This is a genomic window from Capnocytophaga gingivalis, from assembly GCF_002302415.1.
In the GTDB taxonomy this organism is placed as follows: domain Bacteria; phylum Bacteroidota; class Bacteroidia; order Flavobacteriales; family Flavobacteriaceae; genus Capnocytophaga; species Capnocytophaga gingivalis.
This window is the reverse complement of the sequence record NZ_CP022386.1, coordinates 931,446-946,465: the sequence shown is the minus strand read 5'-3', so window position 1 is coordinate 946,465 and position 15,020 is coordinate 931,446. Positions and strand designations below refer to the sequence as shown.

Annotated in this window: 14 protein-coding genes; 7 read left to right on the top strand and 7 right to left on the bottom strand. The window is 41.5% G+C overall.

Annotated elements, in window-relative coordinates; all coding sequences use genetic code 11:
• Positions 1–78 precede the first annotated feature (78 nt).
• The 4 genes from CGC50_RS04360 to idi all read left to right on the top strand — a co-directional run bounded on the left by CGC50_RS04360 (position 79) and on the right by idi (position 3,240).
• Complete coding sequence (locus CGC50_RS04360) at positions 79–1,038, top strand: PorP/SprF family type IX secretion system membrane protein (protein ID WP_095911282.1); 960 nt, start codon at positions 79–81, stop codon at positions 1,036–1,038.
• Positions 1,039–1,114: 76 nt separating this feature from the next.
• Positions 1,115–2,014, top strand: a complete 900-nt coding sequence (gene menA / locus CGC50_RS04355) for a 1,4-dihydroxy-2-naphthoate octaprenyltransferase (protein ID WP_095911281.1) — start codon at positions 1,115–1,117, stop codon at positions 2,012–2,014.
• A 138-nt stretch (positions 2,015–2,152) separates the two neighbouring features.
• The gene (locus tag CGC50_RS04350) at positions 2,153–2,704 is read left to right on the top strand and encodes a DUF192 domain-containing protein (protein WP_095909840.1); all 552 of its coding nucleotides are present in this window, start codon (positions 2,153–2,155) and stop codon (positions 2,702–2,704) included.
• 5 nt (positions 2,705–2,709) lie between these two features.
• Entirely contained in the window at positions 2,710–3,240 is a 531-nt protein-coding gene (gene idi, locus CGC50_RS04345) for an isopentenyl-diphosphate Delta-isomerase (protein WP_095909839.1), read from the top strand.
• Here idi and CGC50_RS04340 read toward each other — a convergent pair.
• Together CGC50_RS04340 and CGC50_RS04335 are read right to left on the bottom strand one after the other, a co-directional pair.
• A complete protein-coding gene (locus CGC50_RS04340) occupies positions 3,229–4,107 on the bottom strand; it encodes a carbohydrate kinase family protein (protein WP_095909838.1) in 879 nt (292 codons plus the stop codon). The genes idi and CGC50_RS04340 overlap by 12 nt on opposite strands.
• 71 nt (positions 4,108–4,178) lie before the next feature.
• Positions 4,179–6,395 (bottom strand): GH32 C-terminal domain-containing protein, encoded by a 2,217-nt coding sequence (locus CGC50_RS04335; protein ID WP_095909837.1) that lies wholly within the window; start codon positions 6,393–6,395, stop codon positions 4,179–4,181.
• A 421-nt stretch (positions 6,396–6,816) separates the two neighbouring features.
• On the opposite strand from CGC50_RS04335, the gene frr reads away from it, so the two are divergent.
• The 3 genes from frr to fabG all read left to right on the top strand — a co-directional run bounded on the left by frr (position 6,817) and on the right by fabG (position 10,879).
• Positions 6,817–7,371, top strand: a complete 555-nt coding sequence (gene frr, locus CGC50_RS04330) for a ribosome recycling factor (RefSeq protein WP_095909836.1) — start codon at positions 6,817–6,819, stop codon at positions 7,369–7,371.
• A gap of 144 nt (positions 7,372–7,515) precedes the next feature.
• The gene (locus CGC50_RS04325; protein ID WP_095909835.1) at positions 7,516–9,927 is read left to right on the top strand and encodes a thiamine pyrophosphate-dependent enzyme; all 2,412 of its coding nucleotides are present in this window, start codon (positions 7,516–7,518) and stop codon (positions 9,925–9,927) included.
• Between the two features lie 217 nt (positions 9,928–10,144).
• Positions 10,145–10,879: a 3-oxoacyl-ACP reductase FabG gene (gene fabG / locus CGC50_RS04320; protein WP_095909834.1), complete on the top strand. Its 735-nt coding sequence runs from the start codon at positions 10,145–10,147 to the stop codon at positions 10,877–10,879.
• A 4-nt stretch (positions 10,880–10,883) separates the two neighbouring features.
• On the opposite strand, the gene rsmA is transcribed toward fabG, so the two are convergent.
• From rsmA to CGC50_RS04295, 5 genes are all read right to left on the bottom strand, one after another.
• Positions 10,884–11,660 (bottom strand): 16S rRNA (adenine(1518)-N(6)/adenine(1519)-N(6))-dimethyltransferase RsmA, encoded by a 777-nt coding sequence (rsmA, locus tag CGC50_RS04315; protein ID WP_095909833.1) that lies wholly within the window; start codon positions 11,658–11,660, stop codon positions 10,884–10,886.
• Between the two features lie 10 nt (positions 11,661–11,670).
• Positions 11,671–12,294 (bottom strand): SCO family protein, encoded by a 624-nt coding sequence (locus tag CGC50_RS04310; protein WP_095909832.1) that lies wholly within the window; start codon positions 12,292–12,294, stop codon positions 11,671–11,673.
• 142 nt (positions 12,295–12,436) lie between these two features.
• Positions 12,437–13,192 carry an energy transducer TonB gene (locus tag CGC50_RS04305; RefSeq protein WP_095909831.1) on the bottom strand — a complete coding sequence of 252 codons (756 nt, stop codon included), beginning with the start codon at positions 13,190–13,192 and terminating at the stop codon, positions 12,437–12,439.
• 87 nt (positions 13,193–13,279) lie between these two features.
• Entirely contained in the window at positions 13,280–13,885 is a 606-nt protein-coding gene (locus tag CGC50_RS04300; protein ID WP_095909830.1) for a superoxide dismutase, read from the bottom strand.
• Positions 13,886–13,964: 79 nt separating this feature from the next.
• Complete coding sequence (locus CGC50_RS04295; RefSeq protein ID WP_095909829.1) at positions 13,965–15,017, bottom strand: beta-ketoacyl synthase chain length factor; 1,053 nt, start codon at positions 15,015–15,017, stop codon at positions 13,965–13,967.
• Positions 15,018–15,020 lie beyond the last annotated feature (3 nt).

Below are 15,020 nucleotides of genomic sequence, written 5' to 3'. Positions count from 1 at the left end.
GTCAGTTATCAGTTGTCAGTTTTCAATAACTGACAACTGACCACTGAGAGCTTATAAATAAATTTTAAAAAAAGGATGATGAAAAAACTAGCGTTATACATATGTGTGCTTATGGGCATGCCGAGTGTGTTTGGACAAGAGTTGCAATTACCCTCAGGGAATCAGTACTTGGCCGACAGTGAATTTTTGATTATGCCCACTTATGCGGGTATAGGAAACAACGTACGGGTGCGCCTATCGGCAACCAGCCAATGGGTGGGTCTCAAGGAGGCACCGGACTACCAGAGCTTATCGGGCGATATGCGCTTGGGGAATCGCAGTGGACTGGGGTTGAGCTTGTATAATGACCGAAATGGATACACCAAGCAGATGGGAGCGAAGGCTACTTTCTCGCATCACTTGACCTTGGATAGTTACGATAGCCATTTTGTATCGTTTGGGATCTCTTACTTGGTCAATGCCTTCCGTATAGATATCGATAAGTTCACCGAGGCAGGGCGTCCTAGAGCGGATGCTGCTGTAACGGATAACCGAGCGATGATTAATCACAACTTTGAGGTAGGGGTACTCTATCGTTATAAGGGTATTTTTGCCAGCTTGGCAGCGACGAATATCCTGAATAAGAACAAAGAGATGTTCGATGTAAAAGAGCCTACTACCCTAAGAAACTATAATCTATACGCAGGGTACCGTTATAAGCGTACTCCCAGCAGTATCTTGGAGATAGAGCCCTCTGTATTTGTGCAATACAGAGAGGGGGATAGCCGCTCTCTAACCGATGCGAATGTAAAGTTCCGTTGGTTTGATTTTGAGGACTATTACTGGGTAGGAGCCACTGCTCGATTTGTGAATGATCAGGCCTTCAAGCCACTTTCTGTAGGGCCTATGTTGGGACTGAAGAAAGGGGTGTTTTACTTCGCTTATGGGTACAACCTCAACCTGAACACCATACGTTCGTATAACTCTGGTTCTCATATGATTACTCTCGGAATCGACATGTTCCAAGGTATCGGTGGATGTAACTGTACCGAGAGATAGTTTGTTTAATTTATAGATCTTGATACCCCGAGCCAGTGCTTGGGGTATTGTGTGTATTACTAAAATAATAGTTATTGTGATTACATTTCATAGCTTGTATCAGTCTGCTCGCTTGCGCTCGCTTCCTCTTTCCCTCTCTGGAATCTTATTAGGAAGTGCTATTGCCTATGGACAAGGAGCTTTTCAGTGGCCTATTTTTCTTTTAGCGCTACTGACAACAGTATTGTTCCAAGTGCTTTCCGATTATGCCAACGATTATGGAGATGCACAAAAAGGAACGGATAATGATCAGCGCTTAGGCCCTAAGCGGGCTATACAGACAGGAGCGATGACCTTACTTGAAATGAAGCGTGTAGTTGTCATCACAGCTATTCTTTCCGCTATTGCGGCTTTAGTGCTCATAGGAGTTTCTTTTAGCGAACATTGGGTTTTGGCACTCCTTTTTACATTTTTGGGAGGGGGAGCTATTTTTTCAGCAATTCGCTATACTGTAGGAAAATCTGCCTATGGCTACAAGGGCTTAGGAGATGTATTTGTATTTATCTTTTTTGGTTGGGTAAGTGTGATGGGCTCTTATATGCTCTATACCAAACAGTTTGATCCTTGGGTACTGTTACCCGCCTCTGCTTGTGGAATGCTGAGTATGGGGGTACTGAACCTCAATAACATGCGAGATATAGATAATGATAGACAAATGGGCAAACAGACCATAGTGGTCAAAATAGGTCTACCCTTAGCTAAGTATTACCATTATCTACTTATTATTATTCCTATGTTTCTGATGATGCTCTATAGTGTAATGAACTTTGAGTTTCGCTATAAGGTATTGTACATCATTGCTTTTATTCCTTTGGTATTTCATTTGTTTTATGTCAAAAAGGTAGAGAATCCTAAGGATTTTGACTCTCAGCTGAAAGTAGTAGCACTTTCTACTTTTCTCATGTGTGTGCTTTTCTTTGTGGGAAAAATTATATAATAACGCCATCAATATTTAATGATTAATGATCAATAACAAAAGGAGTGGAATTGGCAAGGAGGAATTAATCATTAAAAATTAATCATTAATCATTATTTTTTTGTATTTTTGCCCTTTAAAAAACTAATTGTATAATTCATGGATTTTTTCAGAAAACATTTCACCAATATTCTTATGGGAGGCCTTCTATTGGTAGGGTTGGCGACAATATTGCCTTATTTCTTCGGACGAGGAGCCGAAGATTCACTTCCCCAGCAAATAATTCCTAATGATGAGCCTATAAGGGAGTATGAACCTCCTTTCACCCACGAAGGTGATCTCTCTTTCTACAAAAAAGATAGTACCCTGATCAAGACTTTCCAGATAGAATTTGCCCGTACCCAACAGGAAACAGAATTAGGGCTTATGTACCGAAAATCAATGAAGGATAACGAAGGAATGCTTTTTGTCTTCCATGAGGAACAACCTCGTTCATTCTGGATGCGTAATACTTATATCCCTTTGGATATCATATATTTGGATAAAAATAAGCAGATCGTAAGTATTGCCAAAAATGCTACCCCTCTTTCCGAGGAATCTCGTCCTTCAGAAGGGAATGCCATGTATGTATTGGAGATTAATGGAGGACTTTCGGATAAGTTAGGACTTACCAAAGGTGATCGCATGAACTATGAATCATTGATTGACTGATACTTATGGAAGAACAGGTAATCTTAGTCAATGAAAAGGATGAACCCATAGGGCTTATGGGGAAAATGGAGGCACACCAGAAGGGGCTTCTACATAGGGCATTTTCTGTTTTTGTCTTCAATTCTAAAAAAGAAGTGCTTCTACAGCAGCGTGCAGCCTGTAAATACCATTCTCCCAACCTTTGGACTAATACCTGTTGTAGTCATCCCAGAGCAGGGGAGACCAATATAGCCGCTGGAGAGAGACGCCTGCAGGAGGAAATGGGTATGAAAGTCCCCCTTCAGGAAGTCTTCTCCTTTGTCTATAAGGCTCCTTTTGATAATGGTCTTACCGAGCATGAGTATGATCATGTTCTTATAGGCTGTAGTGATACTCCTCCTGAGATTAACCCTGAGGAAGTAGCTTCTTGGAAATGGCTTTCCTTAGAGGCTATAAGGGAAGATATTGAGCAAAATCCTCAGATATATACCGTATGGTTCAAGATTATCTTTGAAAAATTTTATCACTATCTCCTACAGAACACATCACTTAAATAGTTCTAAATGTGCATCGGCAAGGCGTGGCATAGCACCATGTTGTTGGCATACATAGGCTGATACCTCTACTGCCAATTGGTGGGAAGCACTAAGACAACGCCCATGTAGGTGGGAGGCAATAAAGGCAGCGGTAAAGGAATCTCCCGCCCCTACTGTATCAGCAATACTAATCTTTGGGGTTGCCAAAAAGGACTCTTCTTTAGGGGTAAGTACCCAACTACCTTCAGTTCCTTTAGTAAGTATCAGTATATCAAGATTGTACATACTTAGTAAGCGCTTACACACTTCTTTTTCAGATAGGTTCCAGCCAAAGAGTTGGGCTATCTTTACCACCTCTTCATCATTAATTTTCAGTATATCAGCTCTTTCTAATGATCTTTCGATAACCTCTTTGGTATAGTAATGTAATCTTAGGTTGATGTCAAAGATTTTCAAACTATCCTTAGGCATGGCGTCCAAGAAAGCGTGAATGGTAGCTCGGGAAACCTCATGTCGTTGGGCTAAGGAACCGAAACAGACCACTTGAGTTTCTTTGGCTATCTCTGCTATGGCAGGGGTAAAGGGAATGTTGTCCCAAGCTGCATCTTCACAGATCTCATAACAAGGAACCCCCCAGTTGTCGATACTGACCTTGACCGTTCCTGTGGGAAAATCAGTTTTTTCTATGAGATGGTTGAGTTGTCTCTGGGCTAAGCTATCTAAAATCTCTGTACCTAAAGGATCGTTGCCAATAGCACTTACAGCACAACCATCGAACCCAAATTGGGAGATATGATAGGCAAAATTGGCAGGAGCTCCTCCTAATACCTTTCTTTCAGGGAATACATCCCAGAGAATCTCTCCCAGTCCTACGATTTTATGTCTCATATTTAGATATTTTTAAAGTGGTGATACAATAAAAAGCAGAGGAAATCGATATTCCTCTGCTTTTTTGGAAATTATTGATTTTTTATCTTGTAAAGGGTGATATTCTCTACACTAACAACAGTATTTCCCCTTAGGTCAAACCATAGTTGGTTGTAAGGCTCTGTAGGGAAAACAGTATTGGTCTGCACTACTTCTCCTCCATTTACAAAGGCTTCAACAGAGGCTTTATCTACCCATAAGTGTATAGTGTAGCTTTTCTTAGGGATTAGGGGAGCTACGATCAGGGGATCAGCAAAGTTGTTACTGAAGTCTGTAAGACCGCTTTTTCTTCTGTCTACAACAAAGTTTTTTTCCTCTGTATCAAAATAATACACTATCTTTTCTCCCTTGCTATTTTGGAGTGCAAATCTAAAAGCCTTAAGAGCATTGAGCTTTACAGTGAAGCTTACCACATACCCATTATTATAGAAATCGGCACCAATAGGTAGGGGATTTTCTGCAAGCTTATTCATAATAATAGGTTGGTTATCTTGTTCATCACCTACTTCCTTTACAGGAAAACTGGCCACTACAAGGTGTGATCCGTTGTGCTGTAGTCTTAGCTCTCTGGGAAGAGTCATCGCACTGCGAAAATTCTTGGTAGGTACGCTATTACCATAGTCCCAATTATTCATCCATCCTAAGAAAAGCCTACGTCCATCACTCTCAGGAATATTGTTCCAAGTCACTCCTGCATAGTTGTCCCGACCATAGTCTATCCACAAAGGGTAGGGAAGAGCCTCAGGGGTGAAGGTAGTACCATCAAAGTCTCCAATGAAGTATTGGGTAGCATTGCCTCCATTAGGACCACCGGGGTTGATACTGACAAAAAGCACCCACTTAGTCTTTCCTTCATAGGAGAGGGGGAAGAGATCTGGACATTCCCATACGCCCGTATGAGCTCCTATATTTTGGCCAAATTCACTAAGTCGCTCCCATTCTTTAAGGTTTTTAGAAGCATAAAAAGTAATGGTTTGTGAAGTGGCCAGTGACATGATCCATTTCCTTTGGGGTGCATACCAGAATACTTTAGGGTCTCTGAAGTCTGCTATATTTGGATTGGCAATCACAGGATTGTGTTCGTACTTGGTAAAGGTGCGACCATTATCCAAACTATAAGCGATAGACTGGGTCTGTCGTTCTCCAGCCGAGGTATAGAAGGCCACGATAGCCCCTTTGCCAAAGCCAGCGGTGTTGTCCTTGTCCACCACAGCACTTCCTGAGAAGATAGCTCCTAATGGATCAGGTGCCAGTGCTATAGGCAAGTGTTTCCAATGCATCATATCTTCACTTACAGCATGTCCCCAATGCATATTTCCCCAGCGTACTCCATAAGGATTGTACTGATAGAAGAGGTGGTATTCGCCGTTGTGATATACCATTCCATTAGGGTCATTCATCCAACCATATTCGGGAGTGAAGTGATAGTAAGGGCGATAAGGCTCATCATAGTTCAGATCAAAAGTATCTGAAGGTTTTATTTGGCTGATGCCCATATCTCCCTTCATGGCTTGCCCGAAAACCAAAGAAATTTTCTTTCCTCGGTAGGCATCCACAGGGAGGGGAAGCCAATATTCAATGTGTGTTTTGGCCAAGCGAATGTCCATGGCCACTCCCACTTCCTTGCCTTCTACCATGAGTTGTACCTTTGTTTCTGGGGCACTGTCCTCTATGGGGAGCAAGAGATATTTCTGGGAGATATCATAGGTAAGGGTATAGTTTTCCATAATGTTACTCTTATATTGATTACTTTGTTCTATCGCATCGATAAGGATATGTCCCCAGCTACCTCGCTGGTTATCCACGATGCGTAAGGAGGCTTCTTGCCCCCTATAGGCTTTTACATCCCAGCTCATCAGTTGTAGGGCCTCGCTCTCTACAGGACTATGGGATTTGGCTACACGCTGCTCACCGACAAGGAGTTCTATATAGGTGTCCTCGGACATCCCTCTTCCTATAAGAAAGTTGATAAAGTCACGCTCTATGCGGAAGGGCTTACTGGTGAGTATTCCTCGGGAATCATCTCCATTGTGAAAGCTATTGGCTAAGTAGCTCCCTTGAAAGCCTGTCACAGGTTGCTCTCCCGAGAGACTCCCTTGGGCAGGTGTCTCTCCAAAAGCATCACCTTCGACAGTCCAATTGGCAAAAGAAGCCGATTCAAAATCCTCAATCATGAGATCTGGTTCTTGGTTCTGGCAAGATGTTAGCACTAATAAGGAAAGGAAATTATAGAGTGAAAATTTTCTCATAAGCAATCTAATTTAGAAGGTTTGCCTCTGTCAAGATACTTGTAAGTTGGATTATTTCTTACAGAGAGTGCTTTTACTTTTTGACAAAAGTACATCTATTTTCTAAATAAGCAATACTTATTTGATTAAATTAAAGTTAAAAAATGAACTTTTCATGTTTAAATTAAGGTGATTTTAACGCTATAATTTCTTAAACAAATGTAAATATAGGAAAGGGTGTATCTTTGTTTAATTTTTAAAATCTTGATATACAGAGAGTTTATTTTAAAATGTTAATAAGTGTTATTGAACTTTGTTTAATTGTAAAATATTGTTTATCAGTATAAAATAAAAAAAATGTCTTTCTCTTTTTTATTTTTCACTTAAATATTGTATCTTTGTCGCGTTAAAAAGAATGTAGCAAATACAAAAATAACTATTTATGAACGAAGAAATAGATTTTATTTTAGAAAGCACTAAGGAAGCGATGCAAGGTTCGGTAAACCACCTAGAAAAATCATTGCTCAACATACGTGCAGGAAAGGCTTCTCCTCAGATGCTTGGTAGTGTGTATGTGGATTACTATGGTTCACAGACTCCCTTGAGCCAAGTGGCCAATGTCAATACTCCGGATTCTCGTACTATCAGTATACAACCTTGGGAAAAAAATATGCTTTCTACTATAGAGAAGGCTATTATGGTTGCCAATTTGGGCTTTAACCCTATGAACAACGGAGAAACAATCATTATCAGTGTGCCGCCCTTGACAGAGGAAAGACGTAAAGAATTGGTAAAACAAGCCAAAGGAGAAAGCGAAGAAGCTAAGATAGGGGTGCGTAATGCTCGCCAAGAGGCTAATAAGGATATAAAGAAAACGGAAGCTTCTGACGATGTAAAAAAAGATGCTGAAGAGCGTGTACAGAAACTTACCGATAAGTATATCAAACAAATAGATGAAGTACTGGCTAAAAAAGAAGCTGAAATTCTAAAAGTTTAAATTTTTCATTTTAGATTATGGTAAAGGCTGCTCTCTTTGGAGTAGCCTTTTTTATTTGTTAAAAGTAGAGATTTAGGTAGTTTTTCTTGGCAAATAATTATTTTTTATGTACTTTTGGGCTCTATTTCAGAAAACGAATTTTTTATGGATGCAACGACCTCTTTTTTACAGAGTATGCCTTTTGACGAGTTGAAAAGACAATCCTTGGAGGATTATACTATAGCGGTGCTCAGTCGCGAATGTAGTCTCTTGGGGCGTAAAGAAGTCCTTACAGGCAAGGCTAAGTTTGGTATCTTTGGTGATGGAAAGGAAGTGCCTCAATTGGCTATGGCACGAGCTTTCCAAAAAGGAGATTTCCGTAGTGGCTACTATCGTGACCAGACTTTCATGCTGGCCATAGGCGAGTATACCCCCAAGCAGTTCTTTGCGGGGATATATGCCGATAATGATATAACCCATGAACCCCATAGTGGTGGCCGCCAGATGGGCGGACACTTCTCCACTCATAGTCTTGATGAGCAAGGAAACTGGAAAAGATTGGTGGATCAATATAATACAGCCAGCGATGTGTCCTGTACTGCCGGACAGATTCCTCACTTGGTGGGGCTGGCTCAGGCTTCCAAGGTGTATCGTACCCTTTCTATAGAAGGAAGTGAGCAGTTCTCTAACAATGGGAACGAGGTGGCTTGGGGTACCATAGGAAATGCTTCGACCAGTGAAGGCCTTTTCTTAGAGGCTTTCAATGCTATAGGAGTACTACAGGTACCTGTGGTGATGAGTGTATGGGACGATTATTATGGGATTTCGGTACCTGCGGCCTATCATACAGTTAAGGAAAGTATCTCTGAGGCGCTCAAGGGCTTCCAAAGGGATTTTAATCACAAGGGGTTTGAGATATATACTATCAAGGGCTGGGACTACCCTGCACTGATGGATACGTATGCCAAGGCAGGTCACTTGGCACGCACCGAGCATGTGCCTTCTTTGATACATGTTACAGAGCTTACCCAACCACAAGGACACTCTACTTCGGGCTCTCACGAACGCTATAAAAGTAGTGAACGTCTGGAATGGGAAAAGGAGTTTGATTGTAATGTACAATTCCGTAAGTGGTTGATTGAAAATGGGATAGCGACTTCCGAGGAACTCTCTGCTATAGAGGAAGAAGCAAAAAAACAAGTTAGAGAAGCACGAGATAAAGCATGGCAGGAGTATCAGACTCCTATTAAAACAGCAAAAAGAGAGCTGATTAACTTGCTTTATGAAATGGAAAAAGAGTGTTTCAATAGCTTGGAGATTTCTCGCTTGAAGGATGCCTTGGCCGAAATAGAGACCCCTCTCTATCGTGATGTGGTAAGTACTGCTCGCAAGGTCTTGCGCTGGGTTGTAGGTGAAGAGAATGAAGCGGTAGAAAATCTTAAGAAATGGCTTGGTGATCTTCAGGAAAAATTGCAAGAGAAATATAGTGCTCATCTCTATAGCGAGACGGATAAAAATCCTATTCTTGTAAAGAAAGTAGATCCTGAATATGCCCCAGATGCTCCAGAGGTGGACGGGCGTATTGTACTAAGGGATAACTTTGATGCGTTATTGGCTAAGTATCCGACACTACTTACTTTTGGTGAGGATACAGGCAAGATAGGCGATGTAAATCAAGGGTTAGAAGGTCTACAAGAGAAGTATGGAGTCACTCGTGTAAATGATACCAGCATACGAGAATCTACTATCATAGGACAGGGAGTAGGTATGGCTATGCGAGGACTGCGCCCTATTGCTGAGATTCAATATATTGACTATACTCCCTATGCCATACAGACTCTTACCGATGACTTAGCTACATTAAGTTATCGTAGTTGTGGCTACCAGAGAGCCCCTTTGATTGTCCGCACTCGTGGCCATCGCTTGGAGGGCATCTGGCACTCTGGATCACCTATGGCAGGGCTGCTGAACTTCCTTAGAGGAGTATATTTATTAGTGCCTCGCAATATGACTAAAGCGGCTGGATTCTACAATACACTTTTGCAAGGAGATCAGCCTGCTTTTGTAGTGGAATGCCTCAATGGATACCGTACTAAGGAGAAAATGCCTACCAACTTAGGAGAGTTCACCACACCTATCGGAGTAGTGGAAAAAATCCGTGAAGGTAGGGATATCACTGTGGTATCCTATGGCTCTACCTTGCGTATTGTAGAACAGGTCGCTAAGGAATTGGATAGGGTGGATATTAGTATAGAAATTATTGATGCTCAGTCGCTCATTCCTTTTGATATCAATCATGATACGGTTAAGAGTGTCCAAAAAACTAATAACTTACTGATCGTAGATGAGGATGTAGAAGGGGGAGCATCGGCTTATCTATTACAGGAGATTGTAGAGAATCAGAATGCTTACCGCTATCTCGATAGCAAACCTCAGACACTTACCGCTAAGTCACACCGACCTGCTTATGCTTCTGATGGGGACTATTTCTCCAAGCCCAATGCAGAGGATATCTTTGAAAAGGTATATGCTATGATGAATGAGATAAATCCTATCAAATATCCTCAATTGTATTAATCAATGACACTGATCACTCAGGGGCTGTCCGAAAAATCTTATTCCTGAAGGGCGATTTGCAAATCGCCCCTACAACAGAACCCAAAACAACTAATTTTCAATAGAATAAAATTTTAAAATATTCATTCAATTTAAACTTTGAAAAATACTGTTTTTGGACTTTTCGGACAGTCTCTTACACTATTCACGGATCATTGTTTGTTAATAAAAAGTAGAAATGAAGAAATGCGCTATTATAACAGGAGGTTCTCGAGGGATAGGTAGGGCTATCTGCGAACAACTGGCCTTGGATACTTCCTACCATTTACTGATTAATTATCAGAGTAATGCCTCTGCTGCAACTGAAACCCTTGAACAGGTACAGCGCTTAGGAGCTACTGCGGAGCTACTTTGTTTTGATGTTACTGACAAGGAGCAAACCGAGCAGGTGCTCTCTCTCTGGCAAGAGCAGAACAAAGAAGCACTGGTAGAGGTGATTGTCAATAATGCGGGTATCACTCGCGATGGCTTATTTATGTGGATGCCCTATGATGATTGGGAAAAAGTACTGAAAACAACCTTGGATGGTTTCTATAATGTGACGCATTTTTTTATCCAGAAAATGCTGAGAAATCGTTATGGACGTATTGTGAATGTTGCTTCTGTTTCAGGAGTAAAGGGTACCGAAGGGCAGGTAAATTATTCTGCGGCTAAGGGAGCTTTGGTAGCAGCTACTAAGGCTTTGGCACAAGAAGTAGCCAAGCGCAATATCACGGTTAATGCGGTAGCTCCAGGTTTTATACAGACGGATATGACAGCAGCCTTGGACGAGAAGGAACTCTCCCGAATGATTCCTATGGGGCGCTTTGGCAAGGCTCAGGAAGTGGCCGATTTAGTGAGTTTTCTTGTCTCCCAGAAGGCAAGCTATATCACAGGAGAGGTGGTCAATATCAATGGAGGAATCTATTCCTAAGACTTTAGGCTAACCATTGCGCAAGAGTGATGAACTCCTCCACGGAGAGCATCTCGGGGCGCTTATCGAATAAGGGGTCGCTTTTGAGCGACTCTTTTTCTATTAGAAAGGACTTGAGACTGTTGCGTAGGGTCTTTCTGCGTTGGCCAAAAGCGGTCTTGACTATCTGGAAGAAGAGTTTTTCCTCACACGGAAGAGCATAGTTCTCTTTGCGCTTGAGGCGTATCACACCGCTTTTTACTTTTGGGGGTGGATTGAATACATGTTCGCTTACAGTGAAGAGGTATTCTGTATCATAAAAGGCTTGGGTAAGTACTGAGAGAATTCCATAGGTCTTGCTTCCTGCCTTCTCACAGATGCGCTCTGCTACTTCCTTCTGGAACATACCTGAAAATTCAGGTACAAAGTCTCTTATCTCTAATAGTTTGAATACAATCTGGGAAGAGATGTTATAAGGGAAGTTACCAATAATGGCAAAAGGCTTCTTAGAGAAATGGCTTACAATGTCGAACTTTAGAAAATCCTCTCCCAATATATGACCTTTGAGCTTAGAGAAGTGTTGTTCAAGATAGGTTACTGATTCTGTATCAATTTCGATGACAAAGACTTCTATATTTTTTTCCAAAAGGAATTGGGTGAGCACCCCAGTACCGGGACCTATTTCCAATACTTTATCATACCCTACTTCGGATAAAGTATTGGCTATCTGTTGGGCAATACTTAGGTCGGTGAGAAAGTGTTGACCTAAATGTTTCTTGGGTTGAACAGGGGATTTTTTCAAAATAAAAAGGTTATTGTTTTAACTTTTTGATATCTTCTATAAGCATGGCTATGCCTTCTGGGGTCATCCCATTGTAAAAGAGAATGGGTTTCCCTTTCTCTTTTCTGCATATAATGTTTCCTTGAGTATCTACCAAAGCAAAGAGTCCTGAATGCTCAAAATTCTCAGGTGTGTCTCCTGCTTTCGCATAGATGTTGAATCCTTCGTTGGCAATACGGTAGATTTCCTTTTTATCCCCTGTAAGTAAGTGCCAGTGGGGAGAACGTACACCTTTTTCCCGAGCATAAGTCTGTAATACTTCAGGAGTATCTACCTGGGGATCTATAGAGAAAGAGGCAATCCCGATACTATGGTCAGCAAAGGCATCTTGTACGGCAACCATATGACTTGTCATCACAGGACAAATGGTCGGACAGGAGGTAAAGAAGAAATCCACCACCCAGATCTTTCCTTCAAAATCTTTGTTGCAAATATGCTGTCCATGCTGATCAGTAAGACAGAAAGCAGGGGCTTTGCCTACTATATAGAATCCATGAGACTGTCCTTTGCGTAGGGCATGAATCCCCCATGCAGCCAAAGCTATTAAGGCTACACAGCTACCTATCCACAACACTGATTTTAGTTTCTGATGCATGAGAGTACTCTTTAAAAAAGAAACTATCTGAAAAAATTAGAATACTGTTTTTGGGATAATTTCGCTCTTGAATAGCAATTGCTTACTAAAAACAGAATTTTTCTTTCAGATAGCCTCTTTCAAATATAATTGCTAAAAATCATTAGTTTAGCTTGAATACAATAGGGTAAGAGAAGATTACCGCCACTGGCCTATCACGTTGTTTTCCAGGGATAAGCTTAGGTAGTTTTTCGATTACACGACGAGCCTCTTTCTCTAAAATTTTGTCTTTCCCTTGAGTATTAATCACCTCTACACTTCCGTCTTTTTTGATACGGAACTGAACCACCACACGTCCTTGAGAACCCATTTGGATAGCTGCATCTGGATAGACAAGATTTTTGTTTACAAAGGCATCCAAGGATTTCTTAAAACATTTCTCTTGTTCTTCCTTAGGCAACCCCTTACACTGTTCGAACATAGGTTTTTGTTCGATAGCAAAGAATTGGACATCGTTTTCTATCTCTTCATCACCAGTACCAGTACCTCCAAGAACCCCGCCAGTTGACTTGATCTCAGGACGAGCTGTGTTAGCATTGTCTTCTTTGTTGGTATCGGTGGGTTTGAAATCGGTTTCTACTTTTTTCGTGTTGTCTACCTGCTTGATCACTTCTGGCTCCACCTCTTTAGGAGGTTCAGGAGGAGCTGCGGGAGGAGGAGTGTTCTCTTCCATAGTGAAGTCCTTCACATCTTCGGTAAGATCTACAACTTTGTCAAACTCAATTTTTCCTTTTTCTTTATCTACAGAACGATAATTTAGAGCGTATAGGCTAGCGAAAGTAGCCAAAGCAAGCCCTATGGAAAAGAATAAACCTGTACGTTTTTTCAGGTCAGCATTGGGGTTCTTTTTAGGTTTCATGGGTGATTTCTTTTAAAAGTTTCTATTTGTTATAGATGCAATCAATAATTGTGCCAAATTTTTCTATTTAAGAGAAAATAATAAAAACTATGCATGTTGGTGGTATAGTTGGCTAACTTTTTCCCAGTTGATAATAGCAAAAAAGGCTTCTATATAGTCAGCACGGCGGTTTTGGTAGTTCAGGTAATAAGCATGTTCCCATACATCCAATCCTAAGATGGGAGTACCACCACCTACATGAGGCATCAGCGGATTGTCTTGGTTTGCAGTGGACAATACTGCTACCTTTCCTCCTTTTTGTACAGTAAGCCAAGCCCATCCAGAACCAAATTGGGTGGCAGCAGCTTTGGAAAAGGCCGTTTTGAAATTCTCGAAAGAACCAAAAGCCTCATCTATGGCCTTAGCCAGCTCTTCACTTGGGGCAGTTCCTTTCTTAGGAGTAAGAATTTCCCAGAACAAATTGTGGTTGTAGTATCCTCCACCATTGTTGCGAACAGCTTTGTTTTCTGTGTCCAAATGTAGGAGAATATCCTCAATGCTTTTTCCTTCTAAAGGGGTTCCTGCAATGGCATTATTCAGATTATCAGTATAGGCTTTGTGGTGCTTGGTGTAGTGAATTTCCATAGTACGCGCATCTATTGAAGGCTCAAGTGCTTCATAAGCGTAAGGAAGTTGGGGTAATGTAAATGACATAAAATTTATTTTTTAGTAATAAAGGACAAAAGTATGAAAAAAAATAATACCAACAGCAAGTTTAATAGTAAGAAAGATGTTATTTTTTTCTTAACAACACTAAACTGTGTTCTCTTCCTAAGTATTGGTTGTATAGTAATACATATTGCAAAGGCTTGTCTAAGTTCTTTCTAAGGAAAAAGGCTTTGGGGATTTCTTTTCCTTGAAGTGCCTGACATCCCAGCCAGGTTCCTATAGCGGAGGCGGTGAAGAATTCTCCTGTTAGGTGTTTGTATATCAGTGTGGTAGCATTGGGGAACAAGCGCTCGAAGTTTTCAAAATAGGGGGTGTCATCTTGGTTTTCATTCCTACCAGAAACAATCAGATCTATATCCGAGAGCTCAAGCCCTTCTTGGGAGAGGAATGTGTGTGTGAAGTGCTCTATACTATTGTTCTCTAATTGGTTACAGAAAGTAACATCGACCAATTCGGCGAGGGTTTCTTCGCCAAAGGTATCACTCAGGACAAAGAAGGTAGCTCCTTCTCCCATACGAATCCCTGAAGTAGGGGAGGGCTGTTGTAGGGCTTCTTTGCTCTTGATGGCTCCTGAGAGTTCATATAGGTAGATGGTGTGGGGTGCGTGTTCGTCCACAGCGCCAACCAATATATGGTGTAGACCTTCTGCCTGTATCAGGAGTATGCTTTCCAATAGGGCACTCTCAAAGGAAACAGCACCATTTACATAGGAGAAGTTCAGTCCTTTGCACTGTAGGTTTAGGGCGATTTGCCCAGCTACAGTATTATGAGTGGACTGGATAAAGGAGGTAGGGGTGAGGTGCTGCTCTTGGTTGTCCAAGATTCCCTTGAGGAATTTCTCCGAATCCTGTATACATCCCAGACCAGTACCTACCACGATGGCATCAGGTAGCGAAATACCTGCCTGCTTTAGGGATGTCATGGCTGTAGCGGTACCCATTTTTACTCCCTTGGCCATCCTTCTGCTGGCTGCCGGAGAGATGTATTCTTTGTATGAGGGCTCTATAGCACAGAGAACATTCTCTAAGCTATGGTCTAAGAGAGTCATAGGAAATTCCTCTGTAAATGTAGGCTGTGGGGAGATACACGAGAGCCCGTTGATAAAAATCTTACTCATGAG

What these genes read in the sequence shown, in the direction of transcription:
- CGC50_RS04360 (WP_095911282.1), top strand. Translation starts at nt 79, where the DNA reads ATGAAAAAACTAGCGTTATACATATGTGTGCTTATGGGCATGCCGAGT.
- CGC50_RS04350 (WP_095909840.1), top strand. Translation starts at nt 2,153, where the DNA reads ATGGATTTTTTCAGAAAACATTTCACCAATATTCTTATGGGAGGCCTT.
- idi (WP_095909839.1), top strand. Translation starts at nt 2,710, where the DNA reads ATGGAAGAACAGGTAATCTTAGTCAATGAAAAGGATGAACCCATAGGG.
- CGC50_RS04340 (WP_095909838.1), bottom strand. Translation starts at nt 4,107, where the DNA reads ATGAGACATAAAATCGTAGGACTGGGAGAGATTCTCTGGGATGTATTC.
- CGC50_RS04335 (WP_095909837.1), bottom strand. Translation starts at nt 6,395, where the DNA reads ATGAGAAAATTTTCACTCTATAATTTCCTTTCCTTATTAGTGCTAACA.
- frr (WP_095909836.1), top strand. Translation starts at nt 6,817, where the DNA reads ATGAACGAAGAAATAGATTTTATTTTAGAAAGCACTAAGGAAGCGATG.
- CGC50_RS04325 (WP_095909835.1), top strand. Translation starts at nt 7,516, where the DNA reads ATGGATGCAACGACCTCTTTTTTACAGAGTATGCCTTTTGACGAGTTG.
- fabG (WP_095909834.1), top strand. Translation starts at nt 10,145, where the DNA reads ATGAAGAAATGCGCTATTATAACAGGAGGTTCTCGAGGGATAGGTAGG.
- CGC50_RS04310 (WP_095909832.1), bottom strand. Translation starts at nt 12,294, where the DNA reads ATGCATCAGAAACTAAAATCAGTGTTGTGGATAGGTAGCTGTGTAGCC.
- CGC50_RS04305 (WP_095909831.1), bottom strand. Translation starts at nt 13,192, where the DNA reads ATGAAACCTAAAAAGAACCCCAATGCTGACCTGAAAAAACGTACAGGT.
- CGC50_RS04300 (WP_095909830.1), bottom strand. Translation starts at nt 13,885, where the DNA reads ATGTCATTTACATTACCCCAACTTCCTTACGCTTATGAAGCACTTGAG.
- CGC50_RS04295 (WP_095909829.1), bottom strand. Translation starts at nt 15,017, where the DNA reads ATGAGTAAGATTTTTATCAACGGGCTCTCGTGTATCTCCCCACAGCCT.